The following is a 26,286-nucleotide window of genomic DNA, read 5'->3' as shown; positions in this document are numbered from 1 at the left end:
CTCTACTCTATCAATTTGGGGGCTTACGCCCCCTTTTGTTTATCTAGACCATTCTAATCCAAGCTCAAAACGCCGTGCGACACCTTGAAACTCTTTTGTCAGCGTTTACTCTTTTGCTTTTGGCTTAGCGTTGGCTTTTTTCGGCTTTTTAGGTTTCTTCGGCTTTTTGGCGGCGGCTGAAGCCGGTTTACCGCTGGCGTTCGCTGCAGAAGCGGTCTTCTTCTGGCGAATACGTTTGCCCTTCGAAATTGGCGAACGACGTTTCTTCTTCGCCTTACCGTCTGGCTCTTTTACGTTTACTTCTTTGCCCTCTTTACCTTCTTTTGGCTTAGCGTCTTTCGTTGCTTTGTCTGACTTCTCAGCGACTTTAGGGCCTTTTTTAGGTTTCGGACGGCCGCCTAGCTCAATGGGTGGCAGCTGAGCCAATTGCATATCCAACTCGGTCTTGTCATTACGGGCGACTTTCTTACGCGCTGGGCGCGCAGCCGTACCTTCATCAAGGCTCAAATCAATCTTACGCTGCTCTAGGTTGACACTGGCTACGCGGACCTTGATGGTATCGCCCAAGCGGAACACTCGACCTGTTCGTTCGCCAACAATCGCCTGATGCTCTATGTCATGAACAAAGTAATCTTGCCCCAGTCCAGAAATATGCACCAAACCATCGACGAACAAACCTTGCAGCTCAACGAACAAGCCAAATGAGGTAACCGCGGTTACGACACCATCAAAAGCATCGCCTAAATGCTGCTCAACGTATTGGCACTTTAACCAAGACTCCACATCGCGAGTGGCTTCATCGGCACGGCGTTCCGTCAAAGAACATGAATCACCAAAGCCATCCATGTCGGCGTGGTTATAACCGTAAATTTTACGCTGTTTTAACTCTGGGCTACCGGTAACACGATGCGCTTGACGCACATCAGGACGACCTTCCCCACGAATCAAGTAGCGAATCGCACGATGGACTAGTAAGTCAGGGTAGCGGCGAATCGGCGAGGTAAAATGAGTGTACGCTTCATAATTCAAACCAAAGTGCCCCAAATTATCCGCTTGGTACACCGCTTGCGACATAGAGCGCAACATCATAGTTTGAATGCTGCGTGCATCAGCACGATCTTTAATCGCTTCGGATAAAACGGCATAATCCGCAGGTGTCGGCTTGGTGCCACCAGTCAGCTCTAAACCCAGTAAACCAAGGTAGGTTCGCAAGGTTAATAACCGATCGTCTTTTGGTCCTTCATGAACACGGAACAAGGCGGGTAAGTCGGCCTTGATCAATAGCTCTGCTGTGGCGACGTTGGCGCACAACATGCACTCTTCAATCAATTTGTGCGCATCGTTGCGCTCAACCGGAATAATATGCTCGATTTTGGAGTTTTCATCAAACACCATGCGCGTTTCAATGGTATCGAATTCCATAGCACCCCGTTCATCACGGGCGCCTCTTAGTGCATGATACAAACCGTTCAAATCATCAATATGAGACACGATCGACCCATAACGTTCACGAAGTTCAACGCCTTGTTCTTCAGGCTCCGCCGCGATCATTTTCGCCACTTTTGAATAAGTCAAACGCGCATGAGAGCGAATCAGACCTTCATAAAACTTAAAGCCACGCATCTTGCCACGGGTTGTCAGCGAAATTTCCGCCACCATCGCCAAACGATCGACATCTGGATTCAAGGAGCACAAACCGTTCGACAGGACTTCCGGCAACATGGGAATTACTTTACCAGGGAAGTACACCGAGTTACCGCGCACTATCGCTTCTTCATCTAGGGCGGTGTCTTTCTTCACATAATGAGACACATCCGCGATGGCAACAAACAGCTTCCAACCGCCCGGTGTTTTTTCGCAATACACCGCGTCGTCAAAATCTCGGGCGTCTTCACCATCTATGGTCACAAACGGTGTATCACGGAGATCAACACGGTGTGCTTTGTCTTCTTCTGCTACTTCCGTCGTGAAATTTTTCACTTGTTTCTCGACCGCTGCAGGCCAGTCATGGGGAATCTCAAAACGGTGCATGGCAACGTCAATCTCAACGCCCGGCGCCATAAAGTCGCCAAGGACTTTTTTCACCAAGCCTTGAGCGGGTTTGCCACGTTCCGCGTAAGCAACGATCTCAGCTAATACGTATTGACCATGAACCGGTGTTAAACCCGAATCTGTCGTGATCAAGATATCTTGGGCAATACGAGGATTTTCTGGTGTCACAAACGCAGCACTGCGACCGTCGCGATGCGTTTCTTGGTAGAAACGCCCTACCAGCTGGCTGTGCTTGCGCTCGGTTACTTCGACAACAACACCGTCTAAACGCCCTTTTACACTACGACCAGACAGACGCGCTTTCACTTTATCGCCGTCCATCACATTTTGCATTTGTCGCGCTGATAAAAAAATATCGTCGTCATTTTGACGCAGCAAAAAGCCATGACCTTCTTTATTTCCCTGAACATACCCTTCGATTAAATCACTTTCTAAAATGGGGGAATATTCGTCACTTTGATTGCTGGTCATTTGATTGTCGCGGCACATGGCGATGAGACGGCGACGTAGGGCTTCTATTTCATCTTCGCCCGTAAGCGAAAATGCAGCACAAAGATCAAAATGACCCATGCTTTTATTTTGAGTGGCGAGAAACTCTAAAATGAATTCACGGCTGGGGACCGGATTATCGTACTTAGACGCTTCACGCTGCTGGTGGGGATCGTTAATTTTTTTACTCAATGTATGTTTATCCTTGGTTTTTGCAATAAGACGTCCTTTTATAAAATAGAAATGTGACCGTCTCACTATTGGGAGTGCGTTTGATGACCGTTTGTCTTTGTGGTCTATCACTCACGCGATATATTACTGACTATTATAGAGCATTATGCACAAATACTCTTCAAGTTAGCGAAGCTCTTAATGCAATCAGCGCACGGTTGTCCTTTGAGTTCGGTAATTTCGCAACAAATTCGTTGAATTCTTCGTGCCTCATACGGTTTGCGCGGTCTCGGTACATCGGCCGCTCCTATCATTTTGGCCTAAAGAGACATTTTTCATTGCTTTTCTGTCTAAAACATAATCAATAAACCTTAATCCATCGAATTAATAGATGGTTTTATCGATCTAATTCATTGTCGGTGTCGCACTAAATTCATCTCTGCCATCACTTTGGTGGAAATTTCTTCCACAGAGAGCTTCGTTGAATTCAAAAAAGGGATGCGCTCTTGACGGTATAAAGACTCTACTTCGTCGACTTCATAACGACACTGGCGAGAAGACGCGTATTTACTCGCCGCCATACGTCCTGTGCGAATTTCGTGTAGGCGCTGAGCATCGATGGTCAAACCAAACAGTTTTTTCTTGTGATCTTTTAATACTTTGGGCAAACCAGGCGTGGAGAAGTCATCCTCGGTAATCGGATAGTTCGCCGCCTTTATGCCGTACTGCATCGCCAAGTACAAACTGGTGGGCGTTTTACCGGAGCGCGATACACCCAACAGGATAATATCGGCCTCAGCAAAATTTTTCACCGACGCTCCGTCATCATTGGCAAGCGCATAGTTAATCGCGTCCATTCGACCATCATAAATACCTTCTTTCATTCCATGAGCTTTTTGCGCGGTAGGTTGCGCTTTTACCCCTAACGCTTGTTCAATCGGCGACAACAAATCACCAAATAAATTGTAACAATGGCAGTCACAAGCTTCGATAATATCGCGAATAACCACATCAGAAATAGTATAAAAAACCAATAAAGCAACGCCGCTCTGCACCTCTAATGCTATTTGTTGTTTCAAACCTTCTGCCTGATCTTTTGTCACTAAAAACGGCACACTCTTCGTCTCTACGGCCACATCAAAAAACGACAACATGGCCGAGCCGAATACCTCCGCCGTGATCGCTGTTCCATCGGACACAAAATACACTTTCATTCACTTTTCACCTATTTTGTTGTTATCTAACGACATTTGTTTTTTCGATTGAAATAAAACTACATCGAATATTCGATTTTATTCAAAGCCACTCACCTACATACAATGAACCCAGATCAAGCGCTTTGACAAGTGCCCAATCGTCTAACACATAACATAGAAAACTGGCTGTAAAATTATTCCTGTTATTCATAATTAAAAAAAATGGAGTCTCTTGTGAGCAAGTTTATTAAGTGGTTTAAAGATCTTCATATGGAAGATGTCAGTGAAGTGGGCGGTAAAAACGCTTCTTTGGGTGAAATGATTTCTAACCTGACAGACCTGGGCATTCAAGTACCCAACGGTTTCGCAACCACTTCCTATGCTTATCAAAGTTTTATTACAGAAAGTGGCTTAGACGACAAAATTCATCAAGCACTCGACGAATTGGATGTCGACGACGTTCACGCTCTTGCTGAAACTGGCGTGAAAATTCGCCAATGGATTGCCGACGCTACTTTCTCTGCGGAGTTTGACCAAGAAATTGAAGCCGCCTTCACCGTATTATGCGATGACAACGCCGACGATACCTCTTTCGCCGTCCGTTCATCTGCTACCGCGGAAGATCTACCCGATGCGTCTTTTGCCGGCCAACAAGAAACCTTTTTAAACGTAAAAGGCTTGGCCGACATCAAAGCGTCGATCAAACGCGTGTTTGCGTCTCTCTTTAATGACCGCGCGATCTCTTACCGCGTACACCAAGGCTTCGAACACCAAGGTGTGTCTTTGTCCGCTGGCATTCAAAAAATGGTACGCAGTGACATTGGCGCTTCTGGCGTGTTGTTCACATTAGACACCGAATCTGGCTTTGACGAAGTGGTTTTCATCACCGCCGCTTATGGCTTGGGTGAAATGGTTGTACAGGGTACGGTCAACCCAGACGAATACTACGTTCACAAGCCAACCCTTGCGGCAGAACGCCCAGCGGTGGTTCGTAAAAGCCTCGGCAGCAAAGCTCAAAAAATGGAATACGCCGAAGCAGGCAGCGACGACGAATTCGTCAAAATTGTTCCGGTTGCTCTCGACGACCAAAATCGCTTTGCACTGAGCAATGACGAGATTGAAGACCTTGCTCGCCAAGCCTGCATCATCGAAAAACACTACCAACGTCCGATGGACATTGAGTGGGCGAAAGACGGCATTGACGGCAAAATTTACATCGTTCAAGCACGACCAGAAACCGTTCGTAGCCAAGGCAACGCGCAAAGTATGGAGCGTTACAACCTAAAACAAACCTCTAACGTGATGATCACAGGCCGAGCCATTGGCCACAAGATCGGCACAGGTGAAGTGAAGGTGCTGTCTTCTATTACCGAAATGGATCGAATCAACCCTGGTGACGTTTTGGTCACTGACATTACCGATCCTGATTGGGAACCCATCATGAAGCGCGCCTCTGCGATTGTCACCAATCGCGGCGGACGGACTTGCCACGCGGCGATCATCGCTCGCGAACTTGGCATTCCCGCTGTTGTTGGTTGTGGCGACGCAACCGACGTTTTAAAAGACGGTCAAAAAGTCACTGTTTCTTGCGCACAAGGCGACATGGGCTTTGTTTACCAAGGCGAATTGCCATTCGACATCATCACTTCCGAAGTCGGCAACATGCCAGAACTGCCCGTGAAAATCATGATGAACGTCGGTAACCCAAACCGTGCCTTCGACTTTGCCATGTTACCAAACGCAGGCATTGGCTTGGCGCGATTAGAATTCATCATCAACCGCATGATTGGCATTCACCCAAAAGCCTTGTTGAACTACGCGGACATGACGCCCGCCTTGCAAGAAGAAATCGACCATCGCATCGCCGGCTACAACAGCCCAGTGGAATTCTACGTCGACAAACTGGTTGAAGGCGTCGCGACACTCGCTTGCTCATTCTACAACAAGCCAGTCATCGTGCGTTTGTCTGACTTTAAATCAAACGAATACCACAACCTTGTGGGCGGCCCGTTGTTTGAACCAGACGAAGAAAACCCAATGCTGGGTTTTCGTGGTGCCGCGCGCTACATCGACGACTCGTTCCGCGATTGCTTCGCCCTAGAATGCGAAGCCATTCGCCGCGTTCGTAACGTCATGGGACTGACCAACGTACAAATCATGATTCCCTTTGTACGCACCCTAGAAGAAGCACAGCAAGTTACCGAGCTCCTAGCGGAACAAGGCTTGGCTCGTGGCGAAAACGGCCTGAAAGTCATCATGATGTGCGAACTACCGTCTAACGCTCTACTGGCTGACGAGTTCCTACAATACTTTGATGGCTTCTCAATCGGCTCGAACGATTTGACTCAATTAACACTTGGCCTCGACCGCGACTCAGGATTGATCGCCGACAAATTCGACGAACGTAATCCCGCCGTTAAAAAGCTCTTGAAAATGGCGATCACCGCCTGTCGTGAACAAGGAAAATACGTGGGCATCTGTGGCCAAGGCCCATCCGACCACGCGGACTTTGCTGACTGGTTAGTCGCACAAGGCATCGAAAGCATGTCTCTTAATCCAGACACCGTGATTGAAACTTGGCTACACCTAGATGACGTGCTTAAAAACACAGACTTGAACCACAAAGCCGTGTGAAATAACCTGCTCGTAACGCCCTAAACTGCGTTACGGTAAACCCGCTGCATCTTGGTGGCGTATCGTACGCCACCCGATCAGAGCGCTGTGTCACAACAGCACATGACCTTACCCTAGTTATTGTAAGTGTCACACTCTAGTTTTATAGCCCCGCCATGCGGGGTTTTTTTTTAATTTTAGCGTCAGGGGTAGTTGCGAAGCCAGCGGCAAAAAAATCATCAGCTCGCATCACGTTTTACCTCTTAAAAAAAGGGAAAACACTAAAACGTTAACAGAACCAACGCCCTCTCCACACAAATCGCCGAATGAGCGTCGTTGGCAGCGTAAAGAATTTGGTGTTCTTTTAAGGGATACGCGCCCCAGTTGGACTTTTGAGCGCCTTTTGCAAGACGTTTCCCAAGAACCATGGCCACGGCAGCACGAGCACCAATGGTGTTTTTATCGCCCGCTAGCCTCTTCAGTAAGACGGATAGGTCTTGTGTGTTCGCTATCTCGATGTTCAATTTCCCACGCAGTTCTTTGTTGTCACCTTTAATACCAAAACCGATTTTTTTAATGTTTGGGTTCGCTAATATTATTCTAGCCGCCGCCACAGCATCTGGGAATCGCGTTGGAAATAGAAACGCCTTTGACTCTGTCGCCAGCTGAATAAGTGACGGCCCTGGGCTTATTTCACCCTTTTGGAAAATCGGTTTACTTTCAGTATCAAATCCCAAGCAAGGCTCGTTTTCTAATGCTTTTAAGGCACGTTCCGCGTCCTGTTCATTTTCAACAAGATGGATGTGTGTAAGATCGAGGCCAGTGTAAAGGGGCAACTCGATGATCTGTTCCTTCGTAGGGCGTTCCATTTTTTATCTCATGCAAAAAGTGTAAACTCAGTGACGTGCTACGCGTGGTAATGTTTACAATCACTCGCATAATAACGAGGATTAGAGTGTCTGAAAATACGTTTCATTGAGACAATAACTGATGTTTGGCTGTGCTCAATGGTTAGCACTGGACAAATACGTTACAAAAAACCGTTAGGATTTATCCCCAGAAATACGACTGCCCACCGCGGAGGTTTGCCCTTTGTACTTGGCGTTGTCGCGTTTGTTATAGGGGCGATCGGCTGGGCCGGACATGGTTTCGAAATTGATCGCACCAATGGTCATGCCTGGACTTAAGGCAATAGGCAGTTTGCCGCCGTTAAGGAATTCCAACACGATGCCGCCGCTCCAACCTGGATCAATCCGATGCGCGGTCACATGCACCATAAGGCCAAGGCGGGCCAACGATGACCGGCCATCGAGCCAGCCCACCAAATAATCTGGCACAGTGACCGACTCTTTGGTAACGCCTAGTACGAGCTCGCCCGGATGGATAAAAAACGGCTTGCCATCATCGACCAAAATTTCTTCGCTCATCACAGATTCAATGACTTTACTCAAATCCGCTTTTGAACTGCTCAAATCGAGATACGGCGCTGGGTGACCTTGAAACACCCGAAATGAATTGCCTAACCGCAAGTCAACAGACACACCGCTGATCACGCTGTTATCAGGACGCGGGTCGATCACTATCTCACCGTCGTCGAGGGCTTTTATAATATCTCGGTCACACAAACGCATTGCTTTTCCTTAGTCGTCACTCATGCCGATTGTTGGCATAGTGAAGAGTTGATGGTTAAGTGAATCTTGTTGATGCGCAAGGGTAGCACCAAGCTTACGAGCAATCGACTGATAAATGTCCGCTACGTCACTTTCTGGTGCGCTCACCACCACCGGTGTACCGGCGTCGCTTTGTTTGCGGATGGACATGTTCAGTGGTAGTTTACCCAACACATCGACCTGATATTCAGCGGCCAAGCTTGCGCCACCTTCGTCACCAAAGATCGCTTCATGATGTCCGCAGTTCGAGCAAATGTGCGTGGACATATTTTCCACCACGCCAAGCACAGGGATGTTGACTTTATTAAACATTTCAATGCCTCGACGAGCATCCAATAATGCAATGTCTTGAGGAGTAGTGACAATCACTGAACCCGCCACCGGTACTTTTTGCGCCAAGGTCAATTGAATATCGCCCGTGCCTGGCGGCATGTCGATAAACAAATAATCCAAATCATTCCAATCGGTTTGCGTCAAAATTTGCATCATGGCGCCGGTCACCATAGGGCCGCGCCACGCCACTGGCGTATCTTTGGTGGTTAGAAATGCCATCGACATGACTTGAACACCATGGGCCGTTGGCGGAATAAAAAACTTATCATCACGCACTTCAGGGCGAGTACCATCGGCGAAGCCCATCATCATACCTTGGCTTGGGCCGTAAATGTCGGCATCAAGAATACCCACTCGCGCCCCTTCTTTGGCCATGGCCAATGCCAGATTCACGGTGGTGGTCGATTTGCCGACCCCACCTTTGCCAGAGGCAATGGCAACAATATTTTTAACGCCTTTCAAACCCGCTATGTTGCCTTGGGTCGCTTGTGGCTGAATGTCGCATTCCATGTCTAACGTTAATTCTCGATCATCGGCGATTAACGTTTGGATTTTCGCCACTAACGCTCGCTGTTCCGTTTGAGCGGGATACGCCAAAGTCATTGTCATATGCAAGCGACGATCATCGCTTATGAGCGTCCAAACATCGCCATAAGGTAGGCCGCTGTTATCATCGATAAGGGTTTTTAATGTTGCCTGTAATTGGGCATCAGTTTGCATTTAAAGCTCCTAGTACGGCCGTGATTAAATTTGTAACCGATTAACCTCCAAGAATGGGGGCAAATGAGGGAAAAGCAAGCCTAACCCTTGCACACATGAAGCTGGCTCTTATAATGGCGACATTTGAACACTATTGATTGTTTAAGTGCGTTATTTATTCGTTATTCACGCCTAATTATTGATAGAATACCCGACCTTTTTTAATCCAGCAGGCTTAACAAAAATGGCTCAACCACAACGCAAAATTTTAGTCACCAGCGCCCTTCCTTATGCCAATGGTTCTATCCATTTGGGGCACATGCTGGAACACATCCAAACCGACATCTGGGTGCGTTTTCAAAAAATGCGCGGCCATCTTTGTACCGCAGTGTGTGCCGATGACGCACACGGTACCGCAATTATGATCAAAGCGGATCAGCAAGGCATTACCTCAGAACAGTTAATTGATGGCGTGCGACAAGAACACATGGCTGATTTCAATGACTTTATGATCGGTTACGATAACTACTACTCGACGCACTCTGACGAAAATCGCGACTTTTCAAACAGCATTTACACAGCACTGCGCGACAACGGAAAAATTTCAGTGCGCTCCATTGTGCAAGCCTATGACCCTGAAAAAGACATGTTTTTGGCCGATCGTTTTATCAAAGGCACCTGCCCTAAATGCAAGGCCGAAGATCAATATGGCGACAACTGCGAAGTCTGTTCTGCCACCTATACACCGATGGAAATGATCAACCCGCGCTCTGTGTACTCGGGTGCGACCCCCATCGAAAAAGAGTCTGAACATTACTTTTTCAAATTGCCCGATTTTCAAGCGTTCTTGGCGAAGTGGACCCGCAGCGGCACCTTGCAAGATCAAGTCGCTAACAAACTCGCAGAATGGCTCGACTCTGGTTTAAAAGAGTGGGACATCAGCCGCGATGCGCCCTACTTTGGTTTTGAAATCCCAGACGCGCCAGGCAAGTATTTCTACGTTTGGCTAGACGCTCCGATTGGTTACATGGCGAGTTTTAAAAACTTGTGTGACCGCACTGACGGATTAGAATTCAATGACTACTGGGCAAAAGACTCCGACGCTGAGCTGTACCACTTTATCGGCAAAGACATCATCAATTTCCATGCCTTATTCTGGCCTGCCATGCTGGACTGTGCAGGCTATCGCACACCAACTAAAGTAAACGCTCACGGTTACGTGACGGTGAACGGCACCAAGATGTCTAAATCGCGCGGTACTTTTATCAAAGCCCGCACTTACTTAAATCATCTAGACCCACAATACTTGCGCTACTACTTTGCCGCTAAATTGAACGCCAGCGTGGACGACATCGATCTAAACCTGCAAGATTTCATTCAGCGAGTAAACTCAGACGTTGTCGGTAAAGTGGTGAACATCGCTAGCCGTACAGCCAGCTTTATTGGTAAAAAATTCGACGGGCAACTTGCCAGCACCGTCAGCGAAGCTGAGATGATTCAATCCTTTATCGACGCGGGTGACGTGATTGCCGATCACTTTGAAAACCGCGAGTACGGCAAAGCTGTACGTGAGATCATGCGCCTTGCTGACGTCGCCAACGAATACATCGCCGTACAGGCGCCTTGGGTGTTAGCAAAAGACGACGTCACTCTGCCGAAAGTTCAAGACGTATGTACTGTTGCTTTGAACCTGTTCAGCATATTGGCCACCTATTTGAAGCCAGTAATGCCAACAATGGTTGCCGACGCGGAAGCCTTTCTCGATAAAACACTAACATGGAACAACCGCAGCGAATTACTGTTTGGCCGCACTGTCAATAAGTTTAAGCCGCTTATGGGTCGTATCGAACAAACTCAAATCGACGCCATGATCGAAGAAGGCAAAATAGAAGCGGAGGCAGAAGCCGCCGCCAAAGAAGCCGCGCAACCGACTCAAGTCGAAACCGAACTCAGCAAAGCGCCTCTCGAAGCCGAAATCACTTTTGATGATTTCGCCAAAGTCGATTTACGCATCGCACTAATCGTCAAAGCCGAGCACGTAGAAAAAGCCAATAAACTGTTAAAACTCACGTTAGACATTGGTGGCGAAACGCGTACTGTTTTTTCTGGTATTAAGTCCGCCTATGAGCCAGAAGACCTAGAAGGCAAACACACGGTCATGGTGGCCAACTTGGCACCACGCAAAATGAAGTTTGGCTTATCCGAAGGCATGGTGTTGGCCGCAGGACCTGGTGGTGAAGAGATCTACTTATTGGAGCCACATAGCGGCGCCAAACCTGGCCAAAGAGTCATGTGAAGTTGATCTAAATAAGGCCATACCTCGTAACACCACATGCTCGCCTTGTTCGATAAGTCAAACCATCAATAAGGTGGGCATTGTTATTTATTGTCAATCATAAATCGAAATTATATAAGCATAACTTATTATCTATATACTTAATTAGACTAAAAACACAACTCTTTTAGCCTTGTTAGTTATAAGAAGATGGGTATAGTTACGCTCGACATTGCTTTTCTATTGAAGCACTTTAAATCACTCTATTCACCACCAACATTGGACGCGAAATGACTGAATACCTGCTGATACTGGTCAGTACCATTCTGGTTAACAATTTTGTACTGGTACAGTTTTTAGGGCTTTGCCCTTTTATGGGCGTGTCTGGGAAACTGGAAACCTCCATTGGTATGGCGATGGCAACGACCTTCGTTTTGACGTTATCGAGCTTGTGTAGTTACCTCACTTACACCTACGTATTGCAGCCATTTGGACTTGAGTATTTGCAGACCATTTCTTTTATCTTAGTGATTGCGGTGGTCGTGCAATTTACGGAGATGGTGGTACACAAAACCAGCCCGCTGTTGTATCGAGTGTTGGGGATTTTTCTGCCTCTTATCACCACAAACTGCGCCGTGCTTGGCGTGGCGTTACAAAATATCAGTAAACAAAACGGCTTCGTAGAATCCATTCTTTATGGTTTCGGTGCGGCGGTTGGATTCTCATTTGTATTGATTCTATTTTCTGCCATGCGCGAACGCATCAATGTGGCCGACGTGCCGGTGGTATTTAAAGGGTCGGCGATCGGCATGATTACCGCAGGCCTAATGGCGCTGGCATTTATGGGCTTTACCGCCCTCGTACAGATTTAGGAGCCGGCATGTTAACTGTTCTGCTTGCTATTGGAATTTTAGTTCTTTTATCACTCATTTTTGGTGGCATTTTAGGGTATGCCAATGTGCGCTTTCATGTTGAAGGTGACCCTATTGTGGATCAAATCGACGCATTGCTGCCACAAACGCAGTGCGGTCAGTGCGGTCACCCAGGTTGCCGCCCTTACGCTCAAGCCATTGCAGACGGTGAAGCGATCAACCATTGCCCACCAGGCGGACAAGCAACGATCCAAGCGTTGGCTGACCTATTAGACGTAGAAGCAGTGCCTTTAGATGGCGATCATGGCACAGAGTCCGCCAAGCGCGTTGCCGTGATTCGCGAAGACGAATGCATCGGTTGCACCAAATGCATTCAGGCGTGCCCTGTTGACGCCATTCTTGGGGCCGCCAAACAAATGCACACGGTGATTGCCGACGAGTGCACCGGTTGCGACTTGTGTGTTGAACCCTGCCCGGTCGATTGTATCGACATGGTCGACGTGGGTGTTACCGCAAAAACGTGGTCGTGGAACAAACCACAAGGCATCACAGAAACGTCACTTAATCTTATTGCAACCGATCGCCAAACGGAGGCGTCTCACTAATGCAAACGGCTCACGTTTTTTCCTTTCACGGTGGCGTTCACCCTGAAGAAAACAAAACTCAATCTCTTCAATTACCCCTAGGGCGTCCACCGTTACCGAGTGAACTTATTCTTCCCCTTGGACAGCACATTGGACAAAGTTCACGTCCACTGGTGAAGCAAGGGGATAGGGTACTAAAAGGCGACACGATTGCGATTAATAACGGCTTCTTAAGCAGCTTTTTGCACGCGCCAACGTCAGGCACCATTGTTGCTATTGAAGAGCGCCCTATTGCTCATCCTTCTGGTTTGAGCGATCTTTGCATTGTATTGCAACCTGACGGCCAAGATACATGGAAAAGCCTTGAGCCTTTAACGCAATGGCAAACCGTGAGTAAAACAGATGTGTTAGCGTATCTGGCTGAAATGGGCATTGTTGGCATGGGCGGCGCAGGCTTTCCTACGCACGTAAAGCTGCAAGGCGCTCACAAAAAACCCTTGTCTCACTTTATTATCAACGCGGCCGAATGTGAGCCATACATCACCGCAGATGATATGTTAATGCGCGAAAAAACCATCGAGATGGTGCTTGGTATCGAAATTTTCCAACACCTTGTTGAAGCAGACGCCGTTGTTATTGGCATTGAAGACAACAAGCCCACGGCCATTGCCGCGCTAAAAAAAGTGCTCAAGGAACGCAACAGTAATATTCAGTTGACCGTAGTACCCACTAAATACCCCTCTGGCGGGGAAAAGCAGCTTATTCAGCTAGTAACAGGCAAAGAAGTCCCAAGTGGACAACACCCTGCCGACATCGGCATGCTGTGTCAAAACGTCGGCACCTGTGTGGCGGTTCATGATGCCGTGTATTTAGGCAAGCCACTGATTTCTCGAATTACGACCTTAACCGGCGATGCCCTAAATGCAGCGCAAAATGTCGACGTACTTTTAGGCACTCCCGTCGCGCATTTACTCGACTACGCGCAAGCTCAACAACAAAAATTGCACCGTTTGATTATGGGCGGTCCCATGATGGGCTACACCTTAAACTCCGCCGCCGTGCCCATCGTTAAAACCAGTAACTGTATTCTTGCGGCCAGCAAAAAAGAACTCCCCACGCCCGCACCGGAACAAGCGTGCATTCGCTGTGGCATGTGTGAACAAGCCTGCCCAGCCAGTTTGTTACCACAACAACTGCTGTGGTTTAGCAAAAGCCAAGAACACGAAAAAGCCGAGCACCACAATCTTTTTGACTGCATTGAGTGTGGTGCCTGTTCGTATGTCTGCCCAAGCAGCATTCCTTTGGTGCAGTATTACCGACACACCAAAAGCAGCATTCGAGATGCACGCGAAGCCAATGTAAAATCTGACCTAGCTAAACAGCGCTTTGAGGCCCGCAAAGCACGCCAAGACGCTGAAGCCGCCGAGAAAGAAGCCAAACGCCTTGCGCGCCAAAAAGCCACGGCCAATAAATCCGCCGAGGCTAAAAAGGCCTCACCCGCTAAAGCGATGCCATCTAAAGCGCCATCTGAGGGCGCTACAGCCGCTCCAGTGTCACTGGCCAATGATGAATTAAAAAAACTCAAAGTCGATGTAGCGATTGGTAAATCCAAACTGAAAAAGCTGCAAAAGCAATTGCTTGAAGCACAAGAAAACGAGCACCTTGACGACGTAACAACCCTGCAACTGCAAGTCACTGATCAAGAAAAAACCATCGCGTCACTGGAGGAACAATTAGGTAATGTCGTGGCAAAGGCGCCCGCACCCACCCCCACTGTGGCCGAAACATCTACGGTAAAAAGCCCTGTCGATGACGCATTGAAAAAAGCCAAAATTGATGCCGCTATTGCCAAGGCCGCTGTCAAAAAAGTCGAGAAAGCGTTGAAAAAAGCAGAAGACATAAATGCGCCAGAAATCGACACCATTCGCCAGCAACTCAAAGACGCACAAGCGCGCGCCAACGCCTTAGAAAAAGCCGTTAGTCAACCAGCCACGTCTCCTGCAAGCCATGAATCGGTTGCCGCGCCAATCAGTGCGGCACAACTGGACTTAGCGAACCAGATCAAAAAAGAGAAAATCGCTGTGGCACTGGCGAAAGCGCAAATAAACAAGCTCAATAAACGTTTGCTCACCGCGCCTGAAGAAGCCGACACGCTCCCACAGGACATCGCGGCCGCACAACAGCGACTAGAAAGCGCTGAAGCGTTATTGGCCACTCTCATTCAATCGCTAAATAACCCGCAAGAGACACAGTAAACATGGCTTTATTGAGGATTACTTCCCCCCACACTCAACGTGCAGGTCGCCGTACTTCTTGGGTCATGCAAATGGTGATCTTGGCAACCGTACCCGGGATGTTGGTACAAACCTGGTTGTTTGGCTGGGGCACAGCGATTAACGTGGTAATTGCTTGTATCACCGCTTTGTTGAGTGAAGCCGCTATTTTAGCCATTCGTCGACGTGCGGTTGGCTTTTTTCTCAAGGATTACAGTGCGCTACTCACGGCCGTATTACTTGGGGTCGCCTTGCCTCCGGCCGTTCCCTGGTGGGTCACGGTAACCGCCATCTCTTTTGCGATTATTTTTGCAAAGCAACTGTATGGCGGCCTGGGTAATAATCCCTTCAACCCGGCCATGGTCGGTTATGCCATTGTCTTGGTGTCGTTTCCGGTTCCGATGAGCCAATGGCTGGGCGTTAACAGCATGGTAACGGCTGGAGAAACCCTGTCTTTCATGCAGAGCATTCAAGCGATCTTTCATCACTTGCCGACCATCGACGCCTATACCATGGCGACGCCTCTTGATGGGTTTAAACACAAAGATTTGCTCGACAGCCAAACGGCTTTCGCAACCGTTCCGGCCCTGCAAGCGGCCAGCATAAACAGCTGGTTGTGGGTTAATCTTGCTTACCTAGTCGGTGGCATTGCCCTACTTTGGTTACGCATTATTACCTGGCACACGCCCGTCGCGTTGTTGGGCGCATTGTTAGTGATGTCCGGCGTTTTCCATGTGTTCGATATGGCGCAAACTGCCACACCTTGGTTTCATTTGACTACAGGCGCGGCCGTATTCGGAGCCTTCTTTATTGCGACGGATCCGGTATCGTCTTGCACAAGTAATAAAGGCAAACTGATTTATGGCGCTGGCATTGGGATTTTAATCTACATCATTCGCGCTTGGGGTGGCTATCCTGATGGCGTTGCCTTTGGCGTTTTGCTGATGAACTTTGCCGCACCTTTAATCGATTATTACACGCAACCCAGAACATATGGCCACAAAAAAGCCAAAAGTGGCTTAACCATAGGAGAGGATCACTGATGGAATTATTCGCTTCCATTCGTCGCAACAGCTTAGGGTTAGCCATTTTTGCTGTGTTAACCGCTGGATTAATCGCGATCACTCACCAGCTCACTGACCACACCATTAAGAATAATATCTTAGACGCGCAAATCGCTGCGTTTAATGAAATTCTGCCTGCGGACCTGTACGATAACGATCTGACTACAGACACGGCGATCTTGCCAGCCGACCCATTGCTGGGCAGTGAAACCGACATCAAAATTCACATTGCCAGAAAAAATGGCGCGGTGACGGGCATTATTTTTGAAACTATTGCACCCCGCGGCTACAACGGCAATTTAGACATGCTCGTTGCTATCGATAAAACCGGTGTTGTCACCGGCAGTCGAGTCATCAGTCACAAAGAAACGCCTGGACTGGGTGACAAAGTGGACCTGAAAAAATCGAACTGGATTCTCAGCTTTGCGAATACATCACTTGATCAGCCAAACCTTAAAGGCTGGGCAGTGAAAAAAGACGGCGGCGAATTTGACCAGTTTACTGGAGCGACCATTACACCCCGTGCGGTGGTTCGTGCGGTTAAAAACACCTTAACGTATTTTGATCAACACAAAGATACGCTGCTTGCGTATTAGGACAGGCTAATGAAAATGAGCGCAGAAACAGCAACAAGTGACGCTACTCAAGAAGAGAGCAAGCCAAGCGCCAATTACGCTGAAATCATTTACAACGGCATCTGGAAAAACAACCCCGCACTGGTTCAGCTACTCGGCTTGTGCCCTATGCTCGCAGTGACCAGCACCGTGGTGAACGCTTTAGGACTAGGTTTAGCGACACTCGTAGTATTGGTTGGCTCCAATATCGCCGTGTCCTTGATTAGAAACTACGTGGCGGACGCGGTTCGTTTGCCTGCGTTTGTGATGATCATCGCGTCGTTTACTACCTCTATCGAGCTCATCATGCAGGCATATACCTACGAGCTGTATCAGATTTTAGGGATTTTCATTCCCCTAATCGTCACTAACTGCGCCATCTTAGGTCGTGCTGATGCCTTTGCCAGCCGCAACCCAGTACTTCCTTCTGCACTCGATGGTTTTATGATGGGCTTGGGCTTCATGTTTATCCTTGTCACCTTAGGCGCCATGCGTGAATTGATTGGCCAAGGCACTTTATTTTCTGACATGCAGCTGCTGTTTGGGGACAACGCAGTACATTGGAAGTGGGTTGTATTTGAGAATTATCCAAACGTCTTGTTTGCGGTGCTCCCGCCCGGCGCGTTTATTGGCTTAGGTTTATTGATCGCTGGCAAGAATTACTTAGACGAACGCGAGAAAAAACGCCTTGCCGCCGAAAAAGCCAAAGAAGGCCCAGCGACCTCAAAGCGTGTGCGCGTAACAGGCCAAGTGAGTTAACATGACATCCTCAACTGCAACCTAATAAGGCTAAGAGTGTGAACAAGCAAAAACGCCACGAGATTTTTTCTCGCCTTAGAGCCGAAAACCCCAACCCCGTTACCGAACTGGAATACAGCTCGCCTTTTGAATTGTTGATTGCTGTGTTGTTTTCTGCCCAAGCCACCGACGTTAGTGTCAACAAAGCGACTCGGAAACTCTTCCCAGTCGCCAATACGCCGGAAAGCATGCTGGCTTTGGGCGTTGATGGTTTAAAAACCTACATAAAAACCATCGGTTTGTTTAATGCCAAAGCTGAAAACGCCATCAAAACCTGCCAGATTTTAGTCGAACAACATAACAGCGTCGTACCAGACACTCGTGAAGCACTCGAAGCACTCCCCGGCGTCGGTCGAAAAACCGCCAACGTGGTGCTGAATACAGCCTTTCGCCAAGTCGCCATGGCGGTAGACACACACATCTTCCGCTTTGGTAATCGCACTAAGGTTGCCCCCGGCAAAAATGTCTTAGAAGTGGAAATGAAATTGCTTAAATTCGTTCCAAAAGAATTTCTCTTAGACGCTCACCATTGGATGATATTGCATGGGCGCTACATCTGCGTGGCACGCAAACCCAAATGCGATGCTTGTATTATTGAAGACTTATGTGAGTACAGCAATAAGGCGTCTAATTAGTTAACTATTTACTAATCTAAAATTAAATAACATCGAATTTATTAAACCTTTCCATCTCGGCATTCTGTCTCTCTTGAATTTAATACATCACCTAATTTATCACTTTATCTTTTAAAGAGGATGCCATGAGCCATATTGCTAAGTCCCGTTTAACCCAAGCCCAACTTGACGCGCATTGGATGGCCTACACAGGCAATCGCCAATTCAAGCAAGATCCGCGCATTCTAACGGCCGCAGCGGGGCATTATTATACGGACATCGAGGGACGCAAAATCTTTGATGGCTTGTCTGGTTTATGGACGTGCGGATTGGGCCATAGCGTGCCCGCTATTAATGAGGCGGTAGCTGAACAAGTCAAAACTCTGGATTACTCGCCTGCCTTCCAATTTGGTCATGAAAAGTCTTTTTTGTTGGCCGAGCAAATCACCGAATTCATGCCTGAGGGTTTGAATCGAATTTTCTTTACAGGCTCTGGGTCTGAGTCGGTTGATACCGCATTGAAAGTCGCGCGCGCGTATTGGCGTAAAAAAGGCATGGGTACGAAGACCAAGTTTATCGGTCGTGCCAAGGGCTATCATGGCGCCGGGATTTCGGGATTCAGTGTGGGCGGCATTCCGGCCAACCGCGCTCTTTACGGCCAAGGCCTAGAGTCTTACCACCTGCCTCATACACAAGTACCCGGTACTGAATTTACCAAAGGCATGGCCGAAAAAGGCGCAGAACGCGCCGATGATCTTCTTAATTTAATTATGATGCACGATGCGTCTAACATTGCTGCAGTTATTGTGGAGCCCATGTCTGGATCAGCGGGCGTCATCGTCCCCCCCATTGGCTATTTAAAACGTTTACGTGAGATATGTGATCAACATAATATCTTGCTGATTTTTGATGAAGTGATCACGGCGTTTGGCCGCATGGGCACGAAAACCGGCGCTGAAGCGTTTGGCGCGACGCCCGATATTATCACGCTAGCAAAACAAGTGACCAATGGCGTTATTCCAATGGGTGCCGTCGCTTTTAAACAAGAAATTTACGATACGTTTATGGAGCATGGTGGCAAAGATTACATGCTAGAAATTCCGCATGGCTATACCTATTCAGCGCACCCTATCGCCTGTGCTGCTGGTTTAGCGTCCCTAGGTGAAATCAAAAAACAAGGGGTAATCGAACGGGTTAACGGTATGAGCAGCACGTGGGAAAACAGTGTGCACCAGCTTAGAGTTGCCAGTGACATTGTGACGGACATTCGCAACTTTGGTTTTTCTGCGGGCATTACCATCGCACCAATCGATGGCGAGCCAGCGAAACGCCCATTCCAAATAGCCATGGCTATGTGGGAAAAAGGCTACTATGTACGATATGGCGCCGACACCATTCAATTAGCCCCACCTTTCACTACCGAGCAATCTGAGATTGACAGCCTAATAAACGCCCTAGGCGAAACCATTAAGCAGCAAAACTGAGAAAGTGCCCCTCGTATTCTGCTCCGATGAATCAAGATGTTATGTGCTTATATAACATCTTGATTCATCGTGTTTTTTCACACATCCTTATTTGACACAGTCACATTGAAATGAGTATTCTGTTAGTCTTAGTTACGTCTTTGAATCCTCTTTTGTTAAAGGATAAAATCGGTGCCTATTACTGATCCTCATTATGTTCGCTGTTTCTGGAAAGGCTCGCTGTTTTTAACCAATGGTGTCGTCATGTCGGTTCATTGTACACACATATCGACTGAGATGGTTGAAGTGGAAGCAGACGGTGGTTTGCAAGGATCCAAATTGCTCAAACTAGAGTTAAAGGCGATTCATGAAGGCAACACCACTACGATTGTGGCCCTATGTGATCCTATTTTAGATGTGTTTAACGAGCACAACAAACACTACATAAAAATGAGCTACCACACGATCTCAAAGAAAGATGTAGCGTTTATACAAGCCTTTACTGAGTCTCACAAATAGCACAAGCCAATAGCGAAAAGCGTTTAAACGAACGTTGTTACTCTGTGTCTGCCTCTTCTTTTTTGACCGTTTCTTCGGCTTTTTTGACACGAATTTTTGAACCGTCAACGTCCATACCATTTAACGTTTTGATGGCCACCTTCGCCTCACCCACTTTTGGCATTTCAATAAATGCAAAGCCTTTTGACTCACCTGTTTCTTTGTCTATGACTAGGTTGCAAGATTGCAAAGTACCATGAACAGAGAACAAGTTTTTTAACTCGTCTTCCGTGGTATTACGCGCTAAATTTCTGACTAATAATTTCATATTCTTCTCTTGATAAATAAAAGGCATGGCGTTTTCCATGCCTTGGTGTGTTGTCGCCATTCTAACGGCTTACGACAACGTTGTCTCAAACAGTGTTAACAATTTTTGACTGTCTACTTCCATACACACCTGTGTCATTGGCATATCGTTCCAATGTGGTTCTGGAAAACTCATGCCTTGTGGCGCAAAAATGGTCTGGCCAATACCAATGCCTTCACACGCAACACGCACCGCCCCTAATTCCACGCTAAAAATACTCGGATCCATCACATAGGCAATGGTGGATGCGTCATGAAAATAGCACCCATTCATATCAAAACGGCTACTGTAGAAATTAATATAATACTGCGCACAATCGTATAAAAAACCACCCTGCACTGGGTTAGCGGCTTTGATACGTTCTAAAATCGAATTATCAAGTAACACCTGGTGTGTCACGTCTAAACCTATCATGGTCACTTGCCAAGGGGCGGTAAAAACAGCGTCCGCAGCGTGTGGATCATTCATAATATTGGCTTCAGCAACCGGTGAAACATTGCCATATTCAAGAGCCGTGCCGCCCATCAAAACCACTTCGTCAACGAGGTTGGCAATGCCTGGATCTAAAATCAGCGCCGAAGCCAAGTTCCCTAGTGGGCCCAGTGCAATAATGGTCACTTCCCCAGGAAATTCCCGTACCGTATCAACCATAAATTGCGCCGCACTTTTATCAATCGCTTTGCCTTGAGGAGCAGGCAGATCAATATTGCCAAAACCATCTTTACCATGAACAAAGTCTGGGTGTGGACGCGGTGCAATAACAAAAGGAACCGACACCCCTTTCGCGACAGGTACGGTCACTTTTGCAATTTCAGTCAGAGTGATGGCATTTTGGGTCGCCAAGTCTACTGACACGTTACCAAAGGTTGTTGTTAAGCCTAATACTTCTAACTGCGGCGCTTGAAAAGCAAAGAAAATTGCCATTGCATCATCGATGCCTGGATCCGTATCAATAATAATTTTACGAGCCATAATGTCGTCCTTTTTTAATTCTGTGTGTTTGGCTTAGTCTTAGATTAGGTATTTTTCACCAGAAAATCGGTCACTTCTTGTTGAGTAGGAATCGCCGATGCCGCCCCCAAACGAGTCACGCAGATAGCCGACGCGGCACACGCACGAGTAATGGCGTTCGTCATGTTCTCCCCATTCATTAAAGAAGATAAACAAAAACCAATAAAAGTATCGCCAGCCGCAGTCGTATCTACCGCTTCCACAGCAAACGCTTTGACCGATAACTTCTCATTACCGTTAAAGTAACAAACACCCGCTTTGCCAAGCGTCATCAATACGGCCAGCTCAGGGTAAATTTTTGGAAATGCTTCAATGGTGCTGTCTATATCCACCGTGCCAATCAAATCCATGGCTTCCACTTCGTTAACAATTAATAGATCAACAAAACCAAGCACTTTCTTGGTGAGTTCAGCGTCCATAGGAGCTGGATTAAACGCGACCTTAACTTTGTTTTCTTGCGCTTTGCGCATTGTGTATTCGATAAGGTTCGTTTCATTTTGTAGCAACACCCAATCACCAGCATTTGCTTGCGACAGAACTTGATCGATTTGATCATGGGTCAATGCATGGTTGGCGCCTTGATACAAAATAATCGAGTTTTCCGCCTCTTTGGTTAGCTGGATAATCGCATGACCCGTTGGCACATCGATTCGATTTATCAGTCCAGTATCCACACCAAGGGATTCTAACTGCTCAATAACCCCTTGATCACTGCGATGAATTGCGCCTACATGTTTTACATCAGCACCCGCTTTAGCAAGGGCAACAGATTGATTTGCTCCTTTACCGCCTAGCAAACACTGATAGCTATTAGACGCCATCGTCTCGCCTGGACGAACAAAATGATCCAATTGATATAGATGATCAAGGTTAATCGAACCCACATTGTATATTGTCATGCTTTTTCCTTCAGCGTCGGAGTCAGTATTGTTAGCACTTCCAATACTGACCAATTGTACAAAAATAAAAAAACGCCTCAATTCTGCAAGAATGAGGCGTTTTTGGGAAGTTTATTTTCTCTTAGATAAACGAATTACTTGTCGTTATCTAAAAAGCCACGGCCTTTTTGAGCTGCGATGCGCATACGAAGCGCATTAAGCTTAATAAAGCCCGCTGCGTCTTTTTGATCGTAAGCGCCTGCATCGTCTTCAAAAGTGGCAATAGAGCTATCGAATAGGCTGTTTTCAGACTGACGACCTACAACGCTCACGTTGCCTTTGTACAATTTAAGACGCACGGTACCGCTGACGTATTTCTGCGAGGTGTCGATCATCGCTTGCATCATACGACGTTCTTCAGACCACCAAAAGCCGTTGTAAATTAACTTAGCGTAGCGAGGCATCATTTCGTCTTTTAAATGCGCCGCTTCACGGTCAAGTGTAATGGACTCAATCGCGCGATGCGCTTTCATCATGATGGTGCCGCCAGGGGTTTCGTAACAACCACGCGCTTTCATCCCAACGAAACGGTTTTCGACGATGTCTACGCGACCAATGCCATTTGCGCCACCGACCTTGTTCAACGTTTCCAAAATGGTCGCTGGCGACATGGCTTCGCCATTAATAGAAACAGGGTCACCTTTTTCGTAACCGATTTCTAGGTAAGTTGCTTCGTTTGGTGCCTCTTCAGGAGACACAGACCAACGCCACATGTCGTCTTCTGGCTCTGTCCAAGGATCTTCTAGCTGATCGCCTTCAAAGGAAATGTGCAGCAAATTGGCATCCATGGAATAAGGAGATTTTTTCTTTTTGGTAGAGAAATCTACTGGAATTTTATGCTCTTCGCAGTATGCCATGAGCGTTTCACGAGAAGTAAGGTCCCATTCACGCCATGGGGCAATGACTTTAACGCCAGGTTTCAACGCGTAAGCGCCCAGCTCAAAACGTACTTGGTCATTACCTTTACCTGTCGCGCCGTGAGAAATGGCATCAGCGCCTGTTTCGTTAGCGATTTCGATCAAGCGTTTTGCGATCAAAGGACGTGCGATAGACGTACCTAACAAGTACTCACCTTCATAGATGGTGTTGGCACGAAACATAGGGAAAACGAAGTCGCGGACAAACTCTTCACGCAAATCTTCAATGTAGATTTCCTTAATACCCAACGCTTGAGCTTTAGCGCGAGCTGGTTCAACCTCTTCACCCTGACCCAAATCAGCGGTAAAGGTAACCACTTCACAGTTATACTCTTCTTGAAGCCACTTCGCGATTACCGAAGTGTCAAGGCCGCCAGAATAGGCAAGCACTACCTTCTTCACGTCAGACATTTTTTCTGTTCTCCTCAACGAGCTAGCGCTCCCACACCAATGCCTTTAAACCAGTACATGGCGGCGCAAATAATTAAAAAATGGGAACGCAAGTGTAAGATCTCGATTCTTGCTTAGCAAGTAAAAAGCCTTTTTTGCGTCGACAATTGAACAAAAAGAGCCTTTAAAAGCCATTCGACAGTAAGCCGGTAGAAACACCGATTAATTCGCGTCAGACTTCTCTAAACGAATCGTCACACGGCGGTTACGCTCTCGACCTTGGGCCGTATTATTAGTGGTCGAAGGGTACCGCTCACCATGGTAGCGAGAGATGATTTTCTCAGCGGGTACGCCTTTTTCTAATAAGTACGCGGTGACTTTTTCGGCACGAACTTTAGATAACTCGCGGTTATCGCGGCGCGAGCCAATAATATCGGTGTGACCGTCGATGTAGATATACCCCACGCTAGGATCAGAGGAAACGTACAAGGCGACCAAGTCCAACCGCGCCCTTATCCTGTCTGTAAGATTAACACCATTAGTCGTAAACAAGGCGGCGGTTCTGGCTATTTGGTCATAATTAACGGGCAATAAACCCGAAAGACAACGTCTGAATTCATTGTATGCGGGCGCAAAGTTAATGTTCGATAAGCCCACTTCAACAGTTTCACGATTGTTTTCCCAAGCGGTGCCCGCCACCACAGGATGACGGCCACGATCCAAGCTTGTAAGCATACGTTCTGCGACCTTGCCGCCCACTTCTACGGTTAAGCCATAACCTGGGTAGGGTAAAATATCTAATGTCTCAGGTTTCACGCCAGGTGACCAATTAGGGGCTTGAGAAATAATGTACACCTGACCTGGGCCCAGCTTCTCATTTTGCGGCTGTAAAATAAATTTCATCGGCTCACCCGCTTCCTTGATAAAGTGGCCCTCACCATAATGCGGAACAGGATGCGTCAAACTGCATGAAAAAATATCGCCAGAAAGCAGCCATTCAGAATCAGAAATGCCAGACTGATAATGGGTAATGGCGTTCACCTGAACAAAGGGCCAGCACGTGGCCAAAAAAAATGTAGTACGAATTAGCAGTTGTTGGGTAATTCCCATTTAGACATCTCGTTCAAGCATTATCAATTGTGTTATGATCCGACTCTATTGTACACCGTCACTGTTGATAAGACGGTAGAATTAAGGACCCTCTTTTGTCAAACCATGAAATCAAAGACCGATTCCGCGGCTTCCTACCGGTAGTTATCGACGTAGAAACCGCAGGCTTTAATCAAAAAACGGACGCTTTATTAGAAATGGCCGCCAGCATTCTCAGAATGGATGAAAATGGTGACCTGTACATTCATGAAACATTGGCGTTTTTAATTAAACCTTTTGAAGGCGCCAATCTTGAAAAGTCCGCGTTAGACTTCACCGGCATCGACCCTTTCGCCCCAGGCAGGGAAGACATAGATGAAAGCGACGCACTGACTCAGCTGTTCACTAAAGTAAGAAAGGAACTGAAATCCGTGGGGTGCAAACGGGCGGTTTTAGTGGGACACAATGCGGCATTCGACCATGGCTTTTTAAATGCCCTGATTGCGCGCACCGACATTAAGCGCAACCCATTCCATCCTTTTTCAAGCTTCGACACAGCGAGTCTAGGCGGCCTGGTGTATGGACAAACAGTGCTGGCAAAAGCTTGCGAAGCCGCGGCCATTCCGTTTAATAGTTCAGAAGCGCATTCGGCCAAATACGATACCGAGAAAACCGCTGAATTGTTTTGTGAAATGGTAAACCGACTGAAACGCCTTGGCGGTTGGCCCTTGGTTCAAAACGAAGTGGAAGAAGACAGTATGGCGGCTATTTTTCATTCTGGAAAATAAAGCTTTTTTGAAAACGCATTCGGGCTTTATCCAGTGCGTTACTCTTTACCCCCAGGACGAGGTTCACGATGCAAGGTAAGCGAATCTTATATTTATTGCTCGGGTGGCTCTCCCTTTTCACCGGTATTATTGGTATTTTCTTGCCCTTGCTGCCGACAACCCCCCTGGTTTTACTGGCGGCATGGTGTTTTTCTAAGTCGTCTAAACGCTTTCACACTTGGCTGCTTGAGCACAAATTTTTGGGCCCTATTGTGAAAGATTGGCAATCTTCAGATGGCATTCCTCGCCAAGCCAGAAACCGCGCGATTGTGTTTATGTGGCTTGGCATGGGAATTTCAATATGGGTTGTATCACGTTTTTGGGCCACCATTGGACTCATTGCTATCGGCATGTGCGTGAGCACGTATTTGCTGCGCATGCCATTACGTACAGAACAAGACCCGGCTGACGTGACCACACAGCAAGACAAAGACCACTAGCCTCCATTCAAGAACATCCTTTAAAAGGC

General features: G+C 47.4%; 23 protein-coding genes. 13 read left to right on the top strand and 10 right to left on the bottom strand.

The window, feature by feature from the left end; all coding sequences use genetic code 11:
* Positions 1–105: 105 nt before the first annotated feature.
* Positions 106–2,733 (bottom strand): ribonuclease R, encoded by a 2,628-nt coding sequence (rnr, locus tag FXV75_RS05430; protein ID WP_187424851.1) that lies wholly within the window; start codon positions 2,731–2,733, stop codon positions 106–108.
* 389 nt (positions 2,734–3,122) lie between these two features.
* The gene (locus FXV75_RS05425) at positions 3,123–3,926 is read right to left on the bottom strand and encodes a pyruvate, water dikinase regulatory protein (protein WP_148831539.1); all 804 of its coding nucleotides are present in this window, start codon (positions 3,924–3,926) and stop codon (positions 3,123–3,125) included.
* Positions 3,927–4,142: 216 nt separating this feature from the next.
* Between FXV75_RS05425 and ppsA the strand changes: the two genes are divergently transcribed.
* Positions 4,143–6,542 (top strand): phosphoenolpyruvate synthase, encoded by a 2,400-nt coding sequence (ppsA, locus tag FXV75_RS05420; protein ID WP_148831538.1) that lies wholly within the window; start codon positions 4,143–4,145, stop codon positions 6,540–6,542.
* A gap of 260 nt (positions 6,543–6,802) precedes the next feature.
* Here the strand turns inward: ppsA and FXV75_RS05415 are convergent, their stop codons facing one another.
* From FXV75_RS05415 to apbC, 3 genes are all read right to left on the bottom strand, one after another.
* Positions 6,803–7,390 (bottom strand): 3'-5' exonuclease, encoded by a 588-nt coding sequence (locus FXV75_RS05415; protein WP_148831537.1) that lies wholly within the window; start codon positions 7,388–7,390, stop codon positions 6,803–6,805.
* A gap of 174 nt (positions 7,391–7,564) precedes the next feature.
* A complete protein-coding gene (dcd, locus tag FXV75_RS05410) occupies positions 7,565–8,152 on the bottom strand; it encodes a dCTP deaminase (protein ID WP_148831536.1) in 588 nt (195 codons plus the stop codon).
* A gap of 9 nt (positions 8,153–8,161) precedes the next feature.
* Complete coding sequence (gene apbC, locus FXV75_RS05405) at positions 8,162–9,244, bottom strand: iron-sulfur cluster carrier protein ApbC (protein WP_148831535.1); 1,083 nt, start codon at positions 9,242–9,244, stop codon at positions 8,162–8,164.
* Between the two features lie 223 nt (positions 9,245–9,467).
* On the opposite strand from apbC, the gene metG reads away from it, so the two are divergent.
* The 10 genes from metG to FXV75_RS05355 all read left to right on the top strand — a co-directional run bounded on the left by metG (position 9,468) and on the right by FXV75_RS05355 (position 20,299).
* A complete protein-coding gene (gene metG, locus FXV75_RS05400; RefSeq protein ID WP_148831534.1) occupies positions 9,468–11,519 on the top strand; it encodes a methionine--tRNA ligase in 2,052 nt (683 codons plus the stop codon).
* A 269-nt stretch (positions 11,520–11,788) separates the two neighbouring features.
* The gene (gene rsxA / locus FXV75_RS05395; RefSeq protein ID WP_148831533.1) at positions 11,789–12,370 is read left to right on the top strand and encodes an electron transport complex subunit RsxA; all 582 of its coding nucleotides are present in this window, start codon (positions 11,789–11,791) and stop codon (positions 12,368–12,370) included.
* Between the two features lie 8 nt (positions 12,371–12,378).
* Positions 12,379–12,975, top strand: coding sequence for an electron transport complex subunit RsxB (rsxB, locus tag FXV75_RS05390; protein ID WP_148831532.1), 597 nt, complete (start codon positions 12,379–12,381; stop codon positions 12,973–12,975).
* On the top strand, positions 12,975–15,209 hold the full coding sequence (gene rsxC, locus FXV75_RS05385; protein WP_148831531.1) for an electron transport complex subunit RsxC: 2,235 nt from the start codon (positions 12,975–12,977) through the stop codon (positions 15,207–15,209). The genes rsxB and rsxC overlap by 1 nt, the downstream gene beginning before the upstream one ends.
* Positions 15,210–15,211: 2 nt before the next feature.
* Positions 15,212–16,270 (top strand): electron transport complex subunit RsxD, encoded by a 1,059-nt coding sequence (gene rsxD, locus FXV75_RS05380; protein WP_148831530.1) that lies wholly within the window; start codon positions 15,212–15,214, stop codon positions 16,268–16,270.
* Positions 16,270–16,887 (top strand): electron transport complex subunit RsxG, encoded by a 618-nt coding sequence (rsxG, locus tag FXV75_RS05375; RefSeq protein WP_148831529.1) that lies wholly within the window; start codon positions 16,270–16,272, stop codon positions 16,885–16,887. The genes rsxD and rsxG overlap by 1 nt, the downstream gene beginning before the upstream one ends.
* Before the next feature lie 15 nt (positions 16,888–16,902).
* The gene (locus tag FXV75_RS05370; RefSeq protein ID WP_148835241.1) at positions 16,903–17,664 is read left to right on the top strand and encodes an electron transport complex subunit E; all 762 of its coding nucleotides are present in this window, start codon (positions 16,903–16,905) and stop codon (positions 17,662–17,664) included.
* Between the two features lie 38 nt (positions 17,665–17,702).
* Complete coding sequence (gene nth, locus FXV75_RS05365) at positions 17,703–18,338, top strand: endonuclease III (protein ID WP_148831528.1); 636 nt, start codon at positions 17,703–17,705, stop codon at positions 18,336–18,338.
* Between the two features lie 125 nt (positions 18,339–18,463).
* Positions 18,464–19,801 carry an aspartate aminotransferase family protein gene (locus tag FXV75_RS05360; protein WP_148831527.1) on the top strand — a complete coding sequence of 446 codons (1,338 nt, stop codon included), beginning with the start codon at positions 18,464–18,466 and terminating at the stop codon, positions 19,799–19,801.
* A 171-nt stretch (positions 19,802–19,972) separates the two neighbouring features.
* Positions 19,973–20,299, top strand: coding sequence for a hypothetical protein (locus FXV75_RS05355; RefSeq protein ID WP_148831526.1), 327 nt, complete (start codon positions 19,973–19,975; stop codon positions 20,297–20,299).
* A gap of 37 nt (positions 20,300–20,336) precedes the next feature.
* Here FXV75_RS05355 and FXV75_RS05350 read toward each other — a convergent pair whose 3' ends face one another.
* The 5 genes from FXV75_RS05350 to FXV75_RS05330 all read right to left on the bottom strand — a co-directional run bounded on the left by FXV75_RS05350 (position 20,337) and on the right by FXV75_RS05330 (position 25,011).
* Complete coding sequence (locus FXV75_RS05350) at positions 20,337–20,666, bottom strand: RNA recognition motif domain-containing protein (RefSeq protein WP_410428243.1); 330 nt, start codon at positions 20,664–20,666, stop codon at positions 20,337–20,339.
* 9 nt (positions 20,667–20,675) lie between these two features.
* A complete protein-coding gene (locus FXV75_RS05345; RefSeq protein WP_148831525.1) occupies positions 20,676–21,617 on the bottom strand; it encodes a nucleoside hydrolase in 942 nt (313 codons plus the stop codon).
* A 44-nt stretch (positions 21,618–21,661) separates the two neighbouring features.
* Complete coding sequence (locus FXV75_RS05340) at positions 21,662–22,555, bottom strand: ribokinase (protein ID WP_148831524.1); 894 nt, start codon at positions 22,553–22,555, stop codon at positions 21,662–21,664.
* Positions 22,556–22,689: 134 nt separating this feature from the next.
* Positions 22,690–23,922 carry an argininosuccinate synthase gene (locus tag FXV75_RS05335; RefSeq protein WP_148831523.1) on the bottom strand — a complete coding sequence of 411 codons (1,233 nt, stop codon included), beginning with the start codon at positions 23,920–23,922 and terminating at the stop codon, positions 22,690–22,692.
* Positions 23,923–24,123: 201 nt separating this feature from the next.
* The gene (locus FXV75_RS05330; protein WP_148831522.1) at positions 24,124–25,011 is read right to left on the bottom strand and encodes a flagellar protein MotY; all 888 of its coding nucleotides are present in this window, start codon (positions 25,009–25,011) and stop codon (positions 24,124–24,126) included.
* A gap of 95 nt (positions 25,012–25,106) precedes the next feature.
* Here FXV75_RS05330 and rnt point away from each other — a divergent pair, with 95 nt between their 5' ends.
* The gene (gene rnt, locus FXV75_RS05325) at positions 25,107–25,778 is read left to right on the top strand and encodes a ribonuclease T (RefSeq protein ID WP_148831521.1); all 672 of its coding nucleotides are present in this window, start codon (positions 25,107–25,109) and stop codon (positions 25,776–25,778) included.
* 68 nt (positions 25,779–25,846) lie between these two features.
* A complete protein-coding gene (locus FXV75_RS05320) occupies positions 25,847–26,257 on the top strand; it encodes a YbaN family protein (protein ID WP_148831520.1) in 411 nt (136 codons plus the stop codon).
* Positions 26,258–26,286 lie beyond the last annotated feature (29 nt).

This window comes from Marinomonas sp. IMCC 4694, from assembly GCF_008122525.1.
Lineage (GTDB): Bacteria > Pseudomonadota > Gammaproteobacteria > Pseudomonadales > Marinomonadaceae > Marinomonas.
This window is presented reverse-complemented; position numbering and strand designations above follow the sequence as displayed.